At 74.1% G+C, this 17110-nt stretch carries 16 protein-coding genes; 9 read left to right on the forward strand and 7 right to left on the reverse strand.

What is annotated here, in order from left to right; genetic code table 11:
• Nucleotides 1-221 precede the first annotated feature (221 nt).
• The 3 genes from ACFV04_RS21750 to ACFV04_RS21760 form a co-directional block, all read right to left on the reverse strand.
• On the reverse strand, nt 222-971 hold the full coding sequence (locus tag ACFV04_RS21750) for a C39 family peptidase (protein WP_380341483.1): 750 nt from the start codon (nt 969-971) through the stop codon (nt 222-224).
• Nucleotides 972-1273: 302 nt separating this feature from the next.
• Nucleotides 1274-2128: a BTAD domain-containing putative transcriptional regulator gene (locus ACFV04_RS21755; protein WP_380531280.1), complete on the reverse strand. Its 855-nt coding sequence runs from the start codon at nt 2126-2128 to the stop codon at nt 1274-1276.
• A gap of 437 nt (nt 2129-2565) precedes the next feature.
• A complete protein-coding gene (locus tag ACFV04_RS21760; RefSeq protein WP_380341487.1) occupies nt 2566-3288 on the reverse strand; it encodes a ScbR family autoregulator-binding transcription factor in 723 nt (240 codons plus the stop codon).
• A gap of 462 nt (nt 3289-3750) precedes the next feature.
• Here ACFV04_RS21760 and ACFV04_RS21765 point away from each other — a divergent pair, with 462 nt between their 5' ends.
• Nucleotides 3751-4749 (forward strand): ScbA/BarX family gamma-butyrolactone biosynthesis protein, encoded by a 999-nt coding sequence (locus ACFV04_RS21765; RefSeq protein WP_380341490.1) that lies wholly within the window; start codon nt 3751-3753, stop codon nt 4747-4749.
• Nucleotides 4750-5557: 808 nt separating this feature from the next.
• Entirely contained in the window at nt 5558-6082 is a 525-nt protein-coding gene (locus ACFV04_RS21770) for a DUF5959 family protein (protein WP_380341493.1), read from the forward strand.
• A 20-nt stretch (nt 6083-6102) separates the two neighbouring features.
• Here ACFV04_RS21770 and ACFV04_RS21775 read toward each other — a convergent pair whose 3' ends face one another.
• Complete coding sequence (locus ACFV04_RS21775; RefSeq protein ID WP_380531284.1) at nt 6103-6318, reverse strand: hypothetical protein; 216 nt, start codon at nt 6316-6318, stop codon at nt 6103-6105.
• A gap of 1352 nt (nt 6319-7670) precedes the next feature.
• On the opposite strand from ACFV04_RS21775, the gene ACFV04_RS21780 reads away from it, so the two are divergent.
• Complete coding sequence (locus tag ACFV04_RS21780) at nt 7671-8339, forward strand: response regulator transcription factor (protein WP_360264491.1); 669 nt, start codon at nt 7671-7673, stop codon at nt 8337-8339.
• Between the two features lie 228 nt (nt 8340-8567).
• Here ACFV04_RS21780 and ACFV04_RS21785 read toward each other — a convergent pair whose 3' ends face one another.
• The 3 genes from ACFV04_RS21785 to ACFV04_RS21795 form a co-directional block, all read right to left on the reverse strand.
• Nucleotides 8568-9890, reverse strand: a complete 1323-nt coding sequence (locus ACFV04_RS21785) for a sensor histidine kinase (RefSeq protein WP_380531287.1) — start codon at nt 9888-9890, stop codon at nt 8568-8570.
• Nucleotides 9891-10132: 242 nt separating this feature from the next.
• Entirely contained in the window at nt 10133-11524 is a 1392-nt protein-coding gene (locus ACFV04_RS21790) for an FtsX-like permease family protein (protein WP_380531290.1), read from the reverse strand.
• A 5-nt stretch (nt 11525-11529) separates the two neighbouring features.
• A complete protein-coding gene (locus ACFV04_RS21795) occupies nt 11530-12303 on the reverse strand; it encodes an ABC transporter ATP-binding protein (protein ID WP_380341505.1) in 774 nt (257 codons plus the stop codon).
• A 355-nt stretch (nt 12304-12658) separates the two neighbouring features.
• Between ACFV04_RS21795 and ACFV04_RS21800 the strand changes: the two genes are divergently transcribed.
• The 6 genes from ACFV04_RS21800 (at nt 12659) to ACFV04_RS21825 (ending at nt 17046) form a co-directional block, all read left to right on the forward strand.
• Complete coding sequence (locus tag ACFV04_RS21800; protein ID WP_380531293.1) at nt 12659-13312, forward strand: class I SAM-dependent methyltransferase; 654 nt, start codon at nt 12659-12661, stop codon at nt 13310-13312.
• Between the two features lie 207 nt (nt 13313-13519).
• Entirely contained in the window at nt 13520-14095 is a 576-nt protein-coding gene (locus ACFV04_RS21805; protein ID WP_380531296.1) for a hypothetical protein, read from the forward strand.
• Complete coding sequence (locus tag ACFV04_RS21810) at nt 14092-14841, forward strand: hypothetical protein (RefSeq protein WP_380531299.1); 750 nt, start codon at nt 14092-14094, stop codon at nt 14839-14841. Before ACFV04_RS21805 ends, ACFV04_RS21810 begins: the two co-directional genes overlap by 4 nt.
• A 43-nt stretch (nt 14842-14884) precedes the next feature.
• Nucleotides 14885-15790 (forward strand): ketopantoate reductase family protein, encoded by a 906-nt coding sequence (locus ACFV04_RS21815; protein ID WP_380531302.1) that lies wholly within the window; start codon nt 14885-14887, stop codon nt 15788-15790.
• Between the two features lie 113 nt (nt 15791-15903).
• Nucleotides 15904-16539 (forward strand): DUF6817 domain-containing protein, encoded by a 636-nt coding sequence (locus ACFV04_RS21820; protein ID WP_380531304.1) that lies wholly within the window; start codon nt 15904-15906, stop codon nt 16537-16539.
• A 108-nt stretch (nt 16540-16647) separates the two neighbouring features.
• A complete protein-coding gene (locus tag ACFV04_RS21825) occupies nt 16648-17046 on the forward strand; it encodes a hypothetical protein (RefSeq protein WP_380341522.1) in 399 nt (132 codons plus the stop codon).
• Nucleotides 17047-17110 lie beyond the last annotated feature (64 nt).

A 17110-nucleotide genomic window follows, 5' to 3' on the forward strand; every position in this document is an offset into this window, starting at 1 on the left:
GGCCCCCTGCGGCCGCCGGTGCCCCCGGCGCTCGCCCCCCGCCCCCACCTCCCCAGGGTCTGGCGTGCCTACGGGGCAGGGGGGGCCGGGCCGCGCCCGCGCGGCCGCGCGGCCGCCGCACTGTTCCGGCCGCCTCCGCGGTCCGCCCCGTCTGCCGGGGCCCGTCACCCCGGGTCGCCCTCACGGCGTCGGGCGGCCTGGGGTGAATGGGCGGCGCGGGGTCACTGGACGATGACCGCCATGTCCTGGTACGTCGCGTAGCCGGCGTCGAAGGTGGCCTCGCTGATCCAGGACTCCCCGCGGTTCGGGTCGTCGATCAGGAGCTGGCCGTCACGGACCGCGGAGACGACCACGGTGTGCTCCGCCGGCCCCGCGTAGAGCACCTGGCGGCCGTCGTAGGCGGTGTACGAGCCTGCCGCGACATCGCGCCAGCCGTAGTTGACCCAGACGATCGCCGGATGGCCCGCGGCCACCTGCGCGCGCACCTGGGACGGGCTGACGCCCTGCCCCGCCTGCACGACCGAGAGGCCGTAGGACCGCGCGGCCTGGGCGACCGGCGGGTAGTAGACGCCGTAGCCGGTACCGGCCGCCTCCGAGCCGTTGGGATCGCCGACGAAGGCACGGTACGGATCTCCGGAGAGCGGACCCGAGACGCCCACCTGGTAGTGCACCCGGTCGACGCCGATCCGAGCGAGCACGGCCTGGTCCCCGACCTGGACGCCGCGGGCCGCCAGCACCATGCGCAGCGATGCCGCCTCGCAGTCGTTGGCCAGCTGCTGGGAGTAGAACGGGACCCCGGTGGCGGCGGCGCTCGACGGTGTGGCACAGAGCAGTGTGGCCGCACCGGCCAGGGCGGCGGCCAGCGCCGTCAACCGCCCGCCGCGCGGTAACCGCCTGGCCCGGCGATGCGTGGGCTGCGGGTTGCGCGCGCGGTCGCGGACGTGGTCGCGGACGTGCTCGCTCCTCGTCATGGCGCTTCTCCTTCGCTGGATTCCCCCTTCCATGGCACCTCGTCCTCGCCCGTCCCGCAGCTGGGGAGACGGGGCGTGCCGGTGGGGGCCACGGTGCGCGACCTTCCGGAGTCGTTCCTGGCGGCACGGCGCCGGGGGGAGAACACGGCGGGAGGGGACCGGCGACAGCGCCTCCGCTGCCGCCGGCCGGGCGTGGTGCGGCAGGCTCCGAACCGACGCCCGGGAGCGTGCCGGTGCACCGGCCGCCGTGCCACCGTGCACCCCGGCCGGCCCGGGGTTCGCGCCGCCGGGGGGCCTGTGGGTCAGCCGACCCGGGTGAGGCGGGCGGGACGGGAGGTGGGTCCGTCGACCGGCGCGGGCGGCTGGTCCTGGTCGGGCCGTTCGGGGTTGGCGAGCAGGATGGAGCGCTGGAGGCGGCGCAGCGCGGAGGACGGCTCCATGCCCAACTCCCGTACCAGGGTGTTCCGCAGGCGCTGGTAGGCCTCCAACGCCTCGCCGCGCCGCCCGGAGCGGTGCAGGGCGACCATGTACTGCCCGTGCAGGCTCTCGTGGGTGCGGTAGCGGTCGACCAGGACGGTGAGTTCGGCGAGCAGGACGCGATGGCGGCCGAGCCTCAGGTCGGCCTCGATCCGCTGGTCCAGTGCGCAGAGCCTGGTCTCCTCCAACCGCTTGGCCTCGACGGCGAGTTGGCCCCCGACCGGGATGTCCGCGAAGGCCGGGCCGCGCCACAGGGCGAGCGCCTCGCCCAACTGGCGGGCGGCGAGCGGGAAGTCGCCGGCGTCCATGGCGCGGTAGCCGTGCCCGGCGAGGCGGTCGAACTCCTGGAGGTCTACCAGGCCGCCCCCGCTGTTCAGCATGTAACCGCCCGCCGAGGTGACCAGGACGTCCTTGGCGCAGGAGGCTCCGGGACCGTCCTCGCCCTGGGCGAGCGCGCGGTCGATGAGGTCGCGCAGTTGCAGGACGTAGGTCTGCACCGTGGTGCGCGCGCTGCGCGGCGGGCGGCCGCACCAGAGTTCCTCGGCGAGGACACCGGCCGGGACGACCTGGTCGGCCCGTAAGGCCAGCAGGGCGAGCACCTGCCGCGGTTTCGGGGCGGTCGGTACCACCGACGCCCCGCACAGTCGGACCCCCAAGGCCCCCAGCACCCGGATTTCCATGACGACCACCCCAAATCCAGACGGATCGGCGACCCCGACGGCCGCCGACCGGGCGGGTGCTCCGCTGCTCGGCGCTCCCGCGAGACAGTGCGGAGAGACCGGTTGAGCACCCGACGCCTATCCAAAAACAGGACGGACGGTTTGTCAATACAAAACCGAACGCGCTGTTTGTTTTTGGGCGGAGCAATCGCCCCTGGAGCGGGTCGACGGCTTCAACCGATCCGCGCCGGCCGCCCGCCCGACCCACCGGGACGAGACGAAACCGACCCCCGCACCCCCGCCGAGCGGAGCGCACGGAGCGGACAGAAACACATGGAACGGACAGAGCAGACGGAACAGACGGAGCGGAGCGAAACCGGGAGCGACCGGTACTGCCGGCCGAGCGGATCGGGGGCGGAGCGCCGACGGAGGAAACGGAGGAAGCGGAACCCGGCGTGTCAGACGGAGCCGATCCCGCCGGCGCCCGCCTCCGCCTCGACCTCGGCCTCCGCCTCGGCCTCGCCTCCGCCGGTCTCCACGGCCCGGGCCGCCTCCAGTTCGGCCACCACGCGGCCGCCGCGGTCCATCCCGAGGTCGAGGGTGGCGAGTACCCCGGGCACCGCGATGCTCGGCATCAGGTGCTGGTACAGCGCCGCGATGCGACGCTCCAGGTCGGCCCGGCCGGACAGCTTCTGGGACTGGATCTGCACGCCCGTCCAGGCCCCGGTCACCAGCCACGCCGTCTCGGCGGGAATCACCTGGGGCAGCAGTTCGCCCCGCTCGCCGGCCGACACCAGCACGCCCTCGGCCCGCTGGATCCACCCGGGCGCGGCGCCGCCGCTGAAGTCACCGAACACGTCCTGGCCGAGCGAGAGCCGCGCACCGGCGCTCAACAGCGGGTCGCGCGGCATGAGGTGGGCGACCACCATCCCGAGGTCCACGAACTCCTGGAGTTTGCAGTGCCGTTCGGGGAGGTCGTCCCGGCCGAACTGCTCCTCGACGACCCCCTGGGCGAGTTCCCGCTTCGACGCGAAGTGGAAGTACACCGCACCGCGGGTCACGCCCGCGCGGGCGACGACCTCGCCGATCGTGGCCCCCTCGTAGCCGTACTCGTCGAAGACCGACGCCGCCGCCTCCAGGATCAGTCGACGCGTCCGGACCGCCCGCTCCTGCCGCACCACCGCAACCACCCCGCCCGAAACGCTCGGCAAACAAAACCAAACACCCCGTATCTTACCCGTCGGGCCCGTGGACGATCCCTGCGTCCCAGGTCACATAGGGCCGTCCTTGAGCGATGAAAAACCGCGTGGACGGTATGGGTCGCCCAGGTGGCCGGGACCTCCACTGGAGGCCGCCGAACCGGAACAGCAGCTCCTACTTGTGGCCGCCACTCCCGCGCGGAGCCCCCTCGTGATAATGAACTCGTCAAGTCCGCGTCATGAAGTCGCCGCAGGTCAACCGGCCTTCACCAATCCGACACAGCCCATGGAAGGGGTCGAAGCCCCTACCCGGACGCTCGAACACCCATGCTCGGCCGCCGACGAACCTTCGTTCTGGCTCCTTGAAAAGCAAACCGGTAGGTACGTATCTTACGAGCCCTGAGCAGCCCACCCCGCCCGTCACGGCCTTTCGGAGCGCTCCCCATGACTCTGCTTGCCTTCCGCACGCCTGCCGCCGCCCTCACCACCGTCGAGGCCCCCGGGACCGTCCCCGGCCCGGGCCCGACCACCGGCCCGGCACCTCGCCTGACCAGCACCGTCGCCAAGGAGTACGTCCACCGGGCCTGCCACGCCGAGGTCTTCCTGACCGGCAGCCGGCAGCTGAACGAGACCACCTTCGCGGTCTCCGCGCAATGGCCCCGGGCGCACACCTTCTTCAGCACTCCGGACGGCACCCGGCACGACCCGATCCAGGCCGCTGAAACGATCCGCCAAGCCGGGCTCTACCTCGCCCACACCCAGTTCGGCGTCCCGCTCGACCACAAGTTCATGATGTGGAACCTCGACTACACCACCCGGCCGCGCCATCTGCTGATCGGAGCGGAGCCCACCGACCTCACCATCGAGGCGAAACTCCTCGCCCAGCCGCGCCGCAACCGCACCTCGGTCGACTTCACCCTGAGCACCGTCGTCCGGCGCGGCCCGCACCTGGCCGCCACCGGCTACGCCCGCTTCACCACCGTCCCGGGCTCGACCTACCAGCGGCTCCGCCGGGGACGCCACGACGTCGACGCCCTGCCCGTGCCCGGCACGACCGCCGAGCCGCTGGCGCCGGCCCGGGTCGGCCGGCTCCGCCCGTGCGACGTCGTCCTCGCCCCCGCCGACGCACCCGGCACCTGGCACCTCACCCCCGACTTCTGGCACCCCATCCTCTTCGACCACGCCAACGACCACATCCCCGGCATGGTCCTGCTGGAGGCGGCCCGCCAGGCCACCAACGCGCTCGCCAATCCGGCGACCGTCACGCCGACCGCCGCCGCCACCACGTTCCACCGCTACGCCGAACACGACGCACCGACCATCATCACCGCCCGGCACACCCCCGGCGGGGACCCGGACGCCCTCACCACCACCGTGACCGGCCACCAGCACGGCGAGCCCATCTTCACCACCGTCCTCACCGGACACCCGGACCACCGCTGACCCGACGCCCGCCGCCGCACCGCGCGGGCAGCCGGTACGGCCGGGACCGCCGCAGCGACCCGCACCACCCCGAACGGCCCACCCGACCTCCTCGACGCTCTCCCGTGGTCATCGCACCGCGTGGTCGGCTCGACCAGGCCGCCATGAGTTCAGGCAGACGCCCGACCGGGTTTCCCGGCCGGGCGTCCTGCGTGGTCGGCCGTCGAGCGCGGCGACCACGGCCGAAGTCCTCCGGAGACCGGGCGGTCAGGTCGGCGCCGTGGGGACAGCACTGCTGCAGCCGGTCGTTGGCGATCTCGTTCGAGGAGCGCTGCCGGGGCCGGCAGACGGCAGACGGCAGACGGCAGACGCGGACCGGAAGGTCGGCGGCGGGGGTGCACCACGCCGCGCGCCACCGTCTCGGCTCCCCGGCCGCGCACCGGTCCCGAGTCAGCGACCGCACCCGGTGGGCGGACAGGGTCGGGGCGTTGCGGCATCCTTCGGGACCCGAGCCTCGGCCCGGTGGGCAGTCCTCGTCCGGGCACCGAGGTCCGCAGGTCCTCAGGCCGACGGTGCTCGCACACCGGCGGTGCTCGGACACCGGTGGTGCTCGGACACCAGCGGAGCCGCACGGGGGTCGGAAGCGGACACGGACGGGAAAGGTCACCGCCGGCCCGGCGCCGAGCGCCCCGGACGGCGAGTGCCGACCGGAACGAACGTCACCGCGGCGGATCCCGGGCGAGAACGCACCACCCCCTCGGTCTGGCACCGGAACGAACACCTGCGCGAGGATGTCAGCCCTTGAATCCGCTGCCAACGGGAGCACGCCGTGAGTGAAGTCGCTTCGCACCAGCACGAGTTGATCAGACTGACGGACCGCCCCGGCACCGACGACGCCCCCGGCCGGGACGGGCGGACCGGTGGCCGCGCGGTCCGCGTACGGGTGCTCGGACGGCACGCGCCGGGCTCCCCGCTCGGGCACGACTGGCTGGACTGCGAGATCACCGTCACCGCCGACTCGGTGCGCGGACAGTTCGTCACCCTGGTGACCGATCGCCATCTGCAGCGCTGGGAGACCGCGTTGGACCGGCTGCGCCAGGGCTTCGCGGTCCGCTGGCTCGACGAGGAACACGGCCCGGAGCTGAGGATCGAACCCGGGCGGCCAGGCGGGCTCTGGGTGACCGTCTCGGACACCGAGGACTCGGGCGTCACCCTCCGGGTCGTCCTCTCCCCCGCTGCGGGCTGGCTGGACGAGCAGCACGCGCTGCTCGCGCTCGTCCGGGACGCCTACCCGCCCGGGGAGATCGCCCCCGGTGTCCCGGCCTGGCGCGGGACGCCCGCGGACGACGACTGACCACGATGACTGATCGATCGTCAATGTCCCTGTACAGCTCGCCCTGACATCCGTTCCGGCGAGCGGTCGGTAAGCGCGAGAAGGAACAGCAGGGTCGCGCCGCCGAGCATGAACAGCGTGAGGTGGTGCAACCCGTCCCTGGCGGCTCCGCGGGGAAGGAAGGCGGCGTTCACGGCGGAGGCGGCCAGCGCGCCGAGGCAGGTGAACGTGCGCAGCAGCCCGGCCGCGGAGGCCATGGCGGCCGGGTCGGCCTAGTGGTGGAGAGCGGTCCGGGTGCCGGGCCCGATCAGCCCCCGCGGGATGCCCGCCACCGCGCCCACCGCGCCCAGCACAGCGCCGCCGGACCGTCCGCGCGCGCCGCCAACAGTGCGGCGCAGCTGGGAAGCCGGCACACGGCGCCGACCAGGAGCTTGCCGCGGACTGCGGCCGGTGAGACCGGACACCGCGAGAGCGGTGGACGAGAGCGGCAGCAGGACCAGTCCGGCACCGCCGGCGGACAGGCCGCGCCCCTCCTCCAGCCGCTGGGTGCGGCCGTAGCGGCAGGCGAAGGCGACCGTGTAGCCGTGGAGTTGGCGTACGCAGGTGGCGAGTGGCGGCCGGTTGGGGCGAGCGCCCGCAGGTCGATGAAGGGGCTGCGGGCCCGTGCTTCTCGGACGGCGAAACCGACGGCGGCCGGGAGGGCCGACAACGGCAGGTACCAGCGGTCCGGACTCGGCTCCATCAGGAACAGCATCAGCGGGAGCAGCAGGGCGGCGAACAGCGAGATCCCGGCGAGGTCCAGGCGGTCGGGCCGGTCCGGCCGATCCGGCGGTCGACGGTCTGACGGCCTGACGGGCTCCGGAGATCGCGCCGGCCATCCGGGCCATGGGGCCGGCCCGGTCGCGGCGTTCGGCGGGCACGGGCAGGCGGGCCGGCCCGAGCGCCAGGCAGGCCGGGGACAGCGGGATGTTGACGGCGAGGACGGTCCGCCGGCCACCCGCGCCGATCAGCAGACCGCCGAGGGCCGGCCCGGCCACGGCGACGGCCCGGCCACGGCGACGGTCTGGACACGGCGACGGTCCGGTTCGCGACGGCGAGCACGGACGGCACCCCCGTGGGGCTGGACCGTCCGATGCGCTCGGCCTCGCCGCGGGTGAGGTGCATCGCGGCGGGATACGCCGGCGAGGTGCCCAGCCCGAGCAGCACCCGGGCGACGACCAGCAGTCCGAGCGAAGGGGCGAGTGCGCCGGCGGAGGCCGGGCCGTCGGTGACCAGTCGGCTGAGCACGGCGGTCCGGAAGGGGTGAGGTCGCCGGTGTCGCCGGCCTCCCGGAGCCTACGGCGCAGCCGGCTGAAGACGATGCGCAGCTCGCGGGCAGCCAGGGCGACGGGGGCGACGGGTTCTGCGACGGGAGCAGAGCCGGAAGCGACAGCGGGAGCCGCGGGAGCAGTCGCAGCAACGACGGCAGCGGGACGGGCGCTTCGCTTCTCGGCCTTCGCTTCTCGGTCATCGTTCCACGGCAATGTCACCGGTCTGGTGTCTCGTCTGGACTGAAGACCTCACCGGACTGCGGGGACGGCCCGCCTCGGTCGCCCGGAATAATGGCGGCATGACCGACAAGCAGCTCCGCATCGTCCTCGCCGAGGACTCGGTGATCCTCCGGGACGGGATGGTCGAACTCCTCACCGCGCGCGGCTGTGCCGTGGTCGCCACCGCCGGCACGGCGCCCGAGTTGGTCGCCGCCGTCACCGAACACCGGCCCGACGTGGCCGTGGTGGACATCCGGATGCCACCGACCCACACCGACGAGGGGATCCGGGCGGCCGTCGAGATCCGTGCCACGATGCCCCGGGTCGGGATCCTGGTCTTCTCCCAGCACGTCGAAACCGCCTGGGCCGCCCGGCTGCTGGCCGACGGCGCCGCCGGCGTCGGCTACCTGCTCAAGGAGCGGGTGGCCCGCACCTCCCAGTTCGTGGATGCCCTCCACCGGGTCGCCACCGGCGGCACGGCCCTCGACCCGGAGATCGTCAACGGGCTGATCCGGGGCCCGCGGCGCAACCGGGTGGACACGCTCACCCCGCGCGAACGGGAGGTGCTGGAGCTGATGGCACAGGGCCACTCCAACCGCTCGATCGCCGCGCAGCTCGTGGTGTCGGAACGGGCTGTGGAGAAGCACGTGGCCGCCGTGTTCACCAAGTTCGACCTGCCCGCGACCGATGCCGACAACCGACGGGTCAAGGCCGTGCTCACCTACCTCGCGGAGAACGGCGCGTCCTGAGGCAGGCCCGCAGATCATTCATGAGCACCGCGCATGGGTCGGCTCGTGACCTGAGGGGTGCTCACGGGCTCGGCACATGAGCGTTACTCATGGAGCAGTCATCAGCGTGACTCATGACCGGCTCATGAGCTTCACTCATGGGCCTGGCCCATGAAGGGGGCTCATGGACCGGTCCATGAGCCCCCTTCATGGCATGCCCCGCCCCGATCGGCCCCCGCCGACTGTCCGTCACAGCCCGACGGGGAGCTCGGCGCTGACCACCGTCGGTCCGCCGGGCGGGCTGTCCACCCGCAGTACCCCGTCGACTGCCGCGAGCCGCTCGGCCAGGCCCGCCAGTCCGCTGCCACTGCCACTGCCTGTACCGCTACCGCTACCGGTACCGCTACCGGTGCCGCTACCGGTGCCGATCGAGGCACCTCCACACCCGTCGTCGCGAACGGTCAGCCGGACCCTCCCGTCGACCGCGCTCGCGGTCAGCTCCGCCGACCGGGCTCCGCTGTGCTTGGCCACGTTGGTCAGCAGTTCGGCCGCACAGAAGTAGACGGCCTGCTCGATCGCCTCGTCCGGCCGCTCCCGCAGGTCCAGCCGGACCGTGACCGGCACCGGCGCGGTGGCGGTGAGGCCGGGCAGCGCCTCGGCCAGCCCGCCGTCCAGCGCCACCGGGTGGATGCCGCGGGTCAGCCGGCGCAGGCCCGTGATGGTGTCGTCGGTCTGCCCGCGGGCACGGTCGAGCAGGGTGCGCAGGCGCCCGAGGTCGGGTGCGGCCTGGTCGGTGAGGGCGTCGTCGGCCAGCGACAGGGTGATGGCGAGCGCGACCAGTTGCGCCTGGGTGCCGTCGTGCAGGTCGCGTTCGAGCCGCCGCAGCCGGCCGCTGTTCTCGGCCAGCAGGGTGACCCGGGCGCTCTCCAGCTCGCGCAGCCGCTGCTGCGAGCGCACCGGCCCGAGCAGGGTGCGGGCGAGCGCCCGGTTGGCGCGGCTCAGTGCCCGCAGCACGGCGGGGACCGCGGCCAGCAGCGCGAGGCCGACCGGTACCGCGAGCACGTCCGACCAGCCGATCGGTCGTGGGCCGGGTTCCAGCAGCCGCACCCAGGCGGGGAAGCCCACCAGCCACAGGGATCCGAGCGGCAGCCCGACCGCGGCCAGGAAGCCGAGCACTCCGACCGGCAGCCGCAGGAAGAGGTAGAGCAGCACCCGCCAGGCCACCGGATCGGTCAGCACCACCCGGCCCCGGGCGAGCACCCCGGACGGGCGCGGCAGCGGCGGCGGTTCGGGCACCGTCTCGTCGAGCAGCCACTCGACCAGCCGGCGGTGGAACCGACCGATCCACCGTGCCCCGATCAACGCGGCCACCACGAACGGCAACCCCAGCACGGTGAGCGAGAGCAACACCCCCGCGTAGAGGACGGCAACGGCGTAGACACCGCCGAGCACCCCGAGCGGCAGCCCGAGGACGGCGAACGCGACCTCGTCACCCCGCACCGCCGGCAACCGCCGCCGCTCAGCCGCCGTCCGCGTCACCACCGTCCACCGCACCGCCGTCCGCCGCACCATCCGCCTCCACACGTCCGTCCGTCGCACCGCCGTCTGCCTCACTGCTCACCCGCGGACCGGCCCCAGCATCCACCAGGCACCGTCGGAACCACCACATCCGCCCCGCTCTGCCGCCGTACCAGGCCCTGCCGCCGTACCGCGCCGTTCCACTGCCCGGGGCGGGGGCGCGAGGAGCCGCCTCGCCGTCCACGTCCGCCCCTGCCCGCACCCCCGCCCCCGCCCCCGCGCCCCACACCCGAACCTCACATCCGCGCCCCGCCCACCGACTCGACCGCCGATCCGCCGGTCGCCCACACTCCGGTGCCCACGATCCCCGGCACCGTCAGGACCACCGCCCCCAGCACCACCCACGCACACCCCGTGCCCGGCACCACCGGTACCGCCGACCCGCGCACCGCCCAGCTGAACGCCCCGGAGGCCGCGGCCGCCACCGCCGAGCCCAGCAGCACGCCGACCGCCGTGGTCAGCAGCGCCTCCACGGAGAGCATCCGCAGCAGTTGCCGCCGGGTGGCCCCGATCAGGCGCAGGAGCGCGAACTCGCGGCGCCGGTCGGCGGTCAGCGCGACCAGGGTGTTGACGGTGGAGACCGCCGCGAAGCAGACCAGCAGGCCGAGCTCCGCCTGGCGAAGCCAGATGTCGCTCGCCTTGGTGACGCTGGTCTCGGCGCCGGTCGCCCGGGCCACCCGCTCGGCGGTGCTGGTCATGATCAACATGGTGCCGGAGAGTCCGACCAGCAGCGCCACCGGGACCACCGCCGAGGAGAGCCGGGCCGCGTAGCCGCGCAGGTTGGCGTCGGCCAGCCAGCCCGCCCGCGGGACCAGCGCGCGCACCGGGAGGCCGAGCAGGGCGGCCGGCACCCGGGCCGCGAGCGGCCCGAGCAGGGCGACCGCGACCGACAGCACCAGCGAACCGAGCAGGGACGCCTGCCCCGCCTTGTCCAGTTCCCCGGCCGGCCTGGTCGCAGCCAGCCTCAGCAGCAGCACCCCACCCGCCAGCACCACCACCCCGGCCGACAGCCGCAGAACGCCCGTCCCCCGAGGCCCGCCGGTCCCCTCGGTCAGGGCGACGGCCGGCGCGGGCCGGGTGATCCGGCGGGTCACGGCGGCGGCGGCCGCCAGGGCGACCAGCAGCGCCACCACGAGCGCGATCAGCATCGGCACCGGCGTCCCGGGTACGTGCAGACCCGGCGCGGCCATCCCGCGCCGCTGCAGGGCGGCGAGGAAGGCACGGGCGGCGAGGGAGCCCGCTGCGCAGCCGGGGACGGCCGCCAGCAGGACGGTCGCGAGGACCTGGGCGCGGACCACCCGCCGCACCTGCCGGGGCGTCGCCGCGACCGTTCGCAGCAGGGCCAGGTCACGGTGCTGCTGGCGGAGGGTGAAGCCGAGCGCGTTGACCACGACGAACAGCGCCACCAGCACGGCGATCTCGCCGAACGCCGCGGCGATCACCAGCACGCCCGGCCCGGCCACCGGTGCCCGTGCCACTCCCCCGGGGGCCGTCACCTGTGCGGCAACCAGGGAGCCGAACAGCGTCACCGCCGCCATGGCCAGGAACAGCGCCGCCGCCAGCCCGGCGAAGGCCGCGGGCCGCCGCCGGATCTGTCCGACCGACAGGGCCGTCACGGGACCGCTCATCGCGTTCACCCGCCCAACCGGCTCAGCCGCTCGCCGACCTGCGCGGCGGTGGGCCCGACCAGTTCGTCGACCAGCAGGCCGTCCGCGAGCAGCAGCACCCGGTCCGCGTACCCGGCGGCCACCGGATCGTGGGTGACCATGACGCAGGTCTGTCCGTCGACGTCGACGCCCTCGCGCAGCAGGTCGAGGATGTCGTGCCCGGTCGCCCGGTCGAGCGCGCCCGTCGGCTCGTCGGCGAACAGCACCTCCGGTCGGGCGACCAGTGCCCGGGCGATCGCCACCCGCTGCTGCTGGCCACCCGACAGCTGCCCCGGGCGGTGCCGCTCGCGCCCGGCCAGCCCGACCCGGTCCAGTGCCTCCCGCACCCGGCCCCGCTCCGGTGGCCGCCCGGCCAGCCGGCCCGGCAGCTCGACGTTCTGGGCGACGGTCATCGCCGGCATCAGGTTGAAGGCCTGGAACACGAAACCCATCCGGGTGCGGCGCAGCTCCGCCAGCCGGCGCTCGGGGAGCCCGGACACCTCCGTCCCGCCCCACCGGACGGTGCCCCGCGTCGGCCGGTCCATCCCGGCCAGGCAGTGCAGCAGAGTGGTCTTGCCCGAGCCCGAGGGCCCCATCACCGCCGTGAACGTCCCCGGCGCGAAGGCCACGGACACCCCGCGCAGCGCGCGGACGCCCGCCGAGCCCCGCCCGTACTCCCGGTGCAGTCCCTCCCCGCTGAGGGCCGCGCCCGATACCCCGTCATGTGCCGCCGAGGCTGCGGCTGTCGTCATCCCGTTCATGCCTTCCATCGTGGGCGTCCGGGGCCGGGGGATCGATCGGGCTGGCCCCCGAATCCGGGGTTCGGAAAACCGAACCCCGCAGGTGGTGCCGCGTACCCGAGTCGGAGGTTCGACGTTGGTCGGGTGGAGCTCGCCGTGGTCCCGAACATCCCGCCACCGTCGGTCTCCGGTGTCCGCCGGGAGGCGCCGCAGCCCGTGGAGGGCCGGGCGCCGGGCGCCTGGCGCGTCGGCCACCGCCGGTGCCAAACGATCACCGCGTGGTGTGACGGCTGGGTGTCGGACGCGGCGGATGTCGCGGGGGTCGGCTGACGGTCGTGCCGTGCGCCGTCGGTTGCCTTTCACTAGGGTCACCCGCATGGCTGAGCCCTCCTTCCTGACCGCTGTGCGCGAGTCGTACGACACGGTCGCCGCCGACTACGTCGAACGCGTCCCGCCGCCATCCGAGATGGACCCGCTGTCACGCGCGATGCTGGCGGGCTTCGCCGAACTCGTTCGGACGGCCGATCCGGGGCCGGTCGCGGACCTGGGGTGCGGGCCCGGCCGCGTGACGGCGCACCTGGCCGGGCTGGGGGTGTCCGTCTTCGGCGTGGATCTGTCGCCGAAGATGGTCGCACTGGCCCGGCACGCCCATCCGAACCTGCGGTTCACTGAGGGCTCGATGACCGCGCTGGAGCTGACGGACGACGAGCTCGGCGGCATCCTGGCCTGGTACTCCACCCATCACACGCCCCCGCAGTGGCTGCCGGACGTCTTCGCCGAGTTCCACCGCACGCTCGCGCCCGGAGGCTACCTGCTCTGGGGAGACTACGTCGGCGATGAGCGGCTCCAGCCGACCCACGGCTACGGCCGTCCGGTGTCCTACGAGTCGTACCTCCTGCCCCTGGACCGCGTGGCCGACCTGCTGGACCAGGCCGGACTCGTCGTCACCGCGAGGCTGGAACAGCAGCCCGGCGGACGCGTGACCAGACCGCACGCCTGCCTCCTGGCCCGCAAGCCCGAGACGCCCTGAGGGCTCGTCCCCGGGTGAGGCCGCTCGACGGGGCCGCCGACGATCACGGGACGGGCGGTCGGACCGCCGGTCGAGAGGGCGGCCGCCCCGGCGGATGCGTTTCTCGCTGCAGACACGGGCACGTTCCCGGCACGGCGGGAGCCGGACGGACCCGCCGGTTTCCGCCCCGGGCTCCCCTCCGCCCGGCTCACGGGGGATCATGACCGGGTGACCATCGACCTGCTGCCCGGCTGCGGAGTCCGGCTGCCCGCACCGCTGCCCGTGGTGCGCTTCGGCCTCAACGAGGCCGCGGTGCGCGCGCTGCTGGCCCCGCACGGCGACCTGCTGCCCGGCGGCGTGCGGAACACCTTCGTCTGCGGCTGCCGGTGGGCGCTGGTCTTCGAGCTGCCCGGGGTCGGCGTCACCCTCTGCTCGGACGACCGCGACCGCCTCCGCAGCGTGACGGTCGGCCGCAACCCGGGCGACGACCGCCCGGCCTGCCCGGTCGGCTACCACGGGATCGACCTCCTCGGCTGGCCGGCCCACGAGCTGGTCGAGGCGCTGCGCGCCGAGGGCCTGCCGGTGCCCGATCCCGTCCGCGGCACGCTCCGCCACGGTCCGCTGTACCTCTCCCGCCACCCGGCGCCGCGCCGCCCGGCCACCCCCGACCGGAAGCCGCGCCACGAGGCGCCGTTCACCTTCGACTGCGTCTCCTACGACGACGGGCACGAGCACCACGACGGGCGCCACGACGCGCACGACGGCCTCACCGGACGCCACCCGCGCCCCGAGGCCGCCGTATGACCCCGCCGGCCCCGCACCCGACCGGCACCGCGACCGGCCCGCACGACGCCGCCTTCCTCCCGCGTCTGCAGTTCACCCTGCGGCCGGCCGAGCGGCCGATCACCTCGCCCGTCCCCAAGCTCGGCGGCGAGCCCTGCTGGCTCGCCGAACCCTCGTGGCCACTCTCCCCGACCACCGGTGAACCGCTGCTGTTCATAGGCCAGTTCGCCGTCCCCGGGGAGGAGGGCGCACGGGACTCGGTACGGCTGGCCTACCTCTTCCTGGAGGAGGGCGAGATCACGGGCGGGCTCGACCCGGAGGCGGGTGACGCCGTGCTGCTGGTGCAGCCGGGCGGGCGGATCCCGTCCTTCGCGGTCATCGGGCCGCCCGGTACCCGCGGTCGGACGCTGTGGCGCCGCGACCCCGACGGAGGCGGCACACCGGTCGAATTCCACCTCGACCTGCTGCCGCTGCCGGCCGACCTCGACCGGTCGATGGACGAACGGGCGGCCTTCCAGCGGTACTTGCGCGGCGAGGGCCCCGAGGTCCGGTTCCCGGACGGCGGCCACGTGCACGACCACGTCGGCGGTCTCCCGTCCTTCCCGAGCGGCCGGGCCGAGGTCCCCGCGCCGTGGCGGTACTTCTTCGCCCTCACGGACGCCTCGGACGAAGGCGAGCCGTACGTCCTCGACTTCGGCTACGGCGACGGTTTCGGCTTCCTCAGCCCGGACGGCTCGGAGGGCCGCTTCTACTGGGACATCCCGTAGCCGCCCGTCCCGTCCCGCCCCCTACTCACCCACGGGAGTCAGCATGACCACCAACCCCCTGACCGTCGCGGTCCTCGGACCGGGGGGCGTCGGCGGACTGCTCGGCGGTCTGCTCGCCCGCGACGGGCACCGCGTCGTCTGCCTGGCGGGCGAGGACACCGCCGCCGTCCTCGCCCGCGACGGACTGCACGTCCGCAGCGGGCAGTTCGGCGAGTTCACCGCCCGGGTCGAGGCCGCCACCGAGCTGCGCACGCCGGTCGACGCCGTCCTCGTGACCGTCAAGGCGACGGCGCTGTCGGCCGCGCTCGACCGGCTGCCGCCGCGGGCGCTCGGCTCCGCGCTCGTGGTCCCGCTGCTCAACGGCCTGGACCACATGGCGGTGCTGCGCCGGCGCTACCCGGCCGCGCGGGTGGTGGCCGGCACGATCCGGGTCGAGGCGACCCGTACGGCGCCCGGGCGGATCGAGCACACCAGTCCGTTCGCCGCCGTCGAACTCGCCGCGACCGGCGAACCTCTGTCGCCCGTCCCGGAGTTCGCCGAGCAGCTGCGGCGCTCCGGCCTGCCCGTGGCACTGTGCGAGGACGAGACCGCGATGCTGTGGAGCAAGCTCTCCTTCCTCGCCCCGTTCGCCCTGCTCACCACCCGCCACCCGGGCGGGATCCGCGCCGTACGCTCCGAGCACCGACCCGAACTCCTCACCGTCCTGGACGAGATCACCACCGTCACCCGCGCGGTCGGCGCTCCGGCCGACGCACAGGCACTGCTCACGATGTTCGACCGCATCCCCGGCACGATGAAGTCCTCGATGCAGCGCGACGTGGAGGCCGGCCGCCCGACCGAACTCGACGCGATCGGCGGTGCCGTCCTGCGCGCCGCCGAGGCGCACGGGGTGGCCGTCCCGGCCCTCACCCGGCTGGTGGACGAGCTGTCGGCGCCCACCGAGGGGTGACGGGGTGACCGGGCGTCCACGCCCCACCGGCGGGAGGGCGAAGGGAACGCGCACGAACAGGAGGAGAGGCGGGAAGCGGGGAGAAGCCGGCAGAAACGGGTAGGACCGGCGGGGTGACGCCTTCCGAGTCTCCGAGCGGCCCCGCCCGGCACCGCATCGAAGCCTTCCTCCGCGCCCACGAAGCCGATCGGATCCCCCATCCGGGCGGCACGCTGCTGGCCCATCTCCAGCGGGTGGCAGGCCTGTTGGCGGACTGGGGCTGCGACCCCGCCGTCCGGGCCGCCGGACTCTGCCACGCCGTGTACGGGACCGACGGCTTCGACCGTGCCCTGCTGGCGCCCGACCGGCGCGGCACCCTGGTCGACCTCGTCGGCGCCCGCGCCGAATCGCTGGTCCACCTCTACGCGAGCTGCGACCGGGCCGCCGTGTACCCACGCCTGGGCATCGACGAACCGGTGGTGTTCCGTGACCGGTTCACGGGGACCGACCGCACTCCGCCGGAGGAGGACCTGCGCGCCTTCCTCGCCATCACGGTCGCCAACGAACTCGACGTGCTCGCCCACGACACCGACCTGGCCGCCCGCTACGGACCGGGCCTGTACCAGCTCTTCGCCCGCACCCGCGACCGACTGCCGCCCGCCGCCTGGCGGGCCTGCACGGACCTCCTCCGGCCGGACTCCGGCGCCCCGGAGGAAGCGCACGGGCCACAGGAGAACAACAGCACGAAAGCCACCGGGCAGGGAATCTGACGGAACGTCATGTTCCGTAGTGAAATGAGACTTTGCCTACCGTTCACCCGCTCCGCCGGAACCACCGCACGGCAGGACGGCGTTGTCCACGGCGGGAGGGATACTGACATGACAAAGAAGCCGTACCGTCTGGCCGCCACCGCACTCGCGGTGCTCATCGCGGCCCCGCTGTTCACCGCGTGCAAGAACGCCGACCAGGCCATCGACTGCGGGAAACGCGCGATCAGCCTCACCGGCGACGTCCAGGACCTCGCGGACTCGGCGGTCAACGTCGGCCAGATCACCGACGACGAACGCCGCAAACGCACCGTCAACGCGTTGAAGAAGATCGTCGACGATGCCAAGAAGATCCGCCAGGACGGTGGGGACAAGCTCGACACCGCCGCCGACAAGCTCTCCAAGGCGGTCAACGACGCCATCGACAAGGTCTCCGACAACAAGCAGCCCGACCTCGGGGCGATCACCAGCGCCGCCGGCGACGTCACGAAGGCCTGCGCCGGAGCCTGACCGGAACGCACCGCGCGCCTCGCACCGCGACGGCCACCACCGCGATCCACCGCTCCCGGCCCCG

Source organism: Kitasatospora sp. NPDC059599 (assembly GCF_042735125.1).
Taxonomy (GTDB): Bacteria; Actinomycetota; Actinomycetes; order Streptomycetales; family Streptomycetaceae; genus Kitasatospora.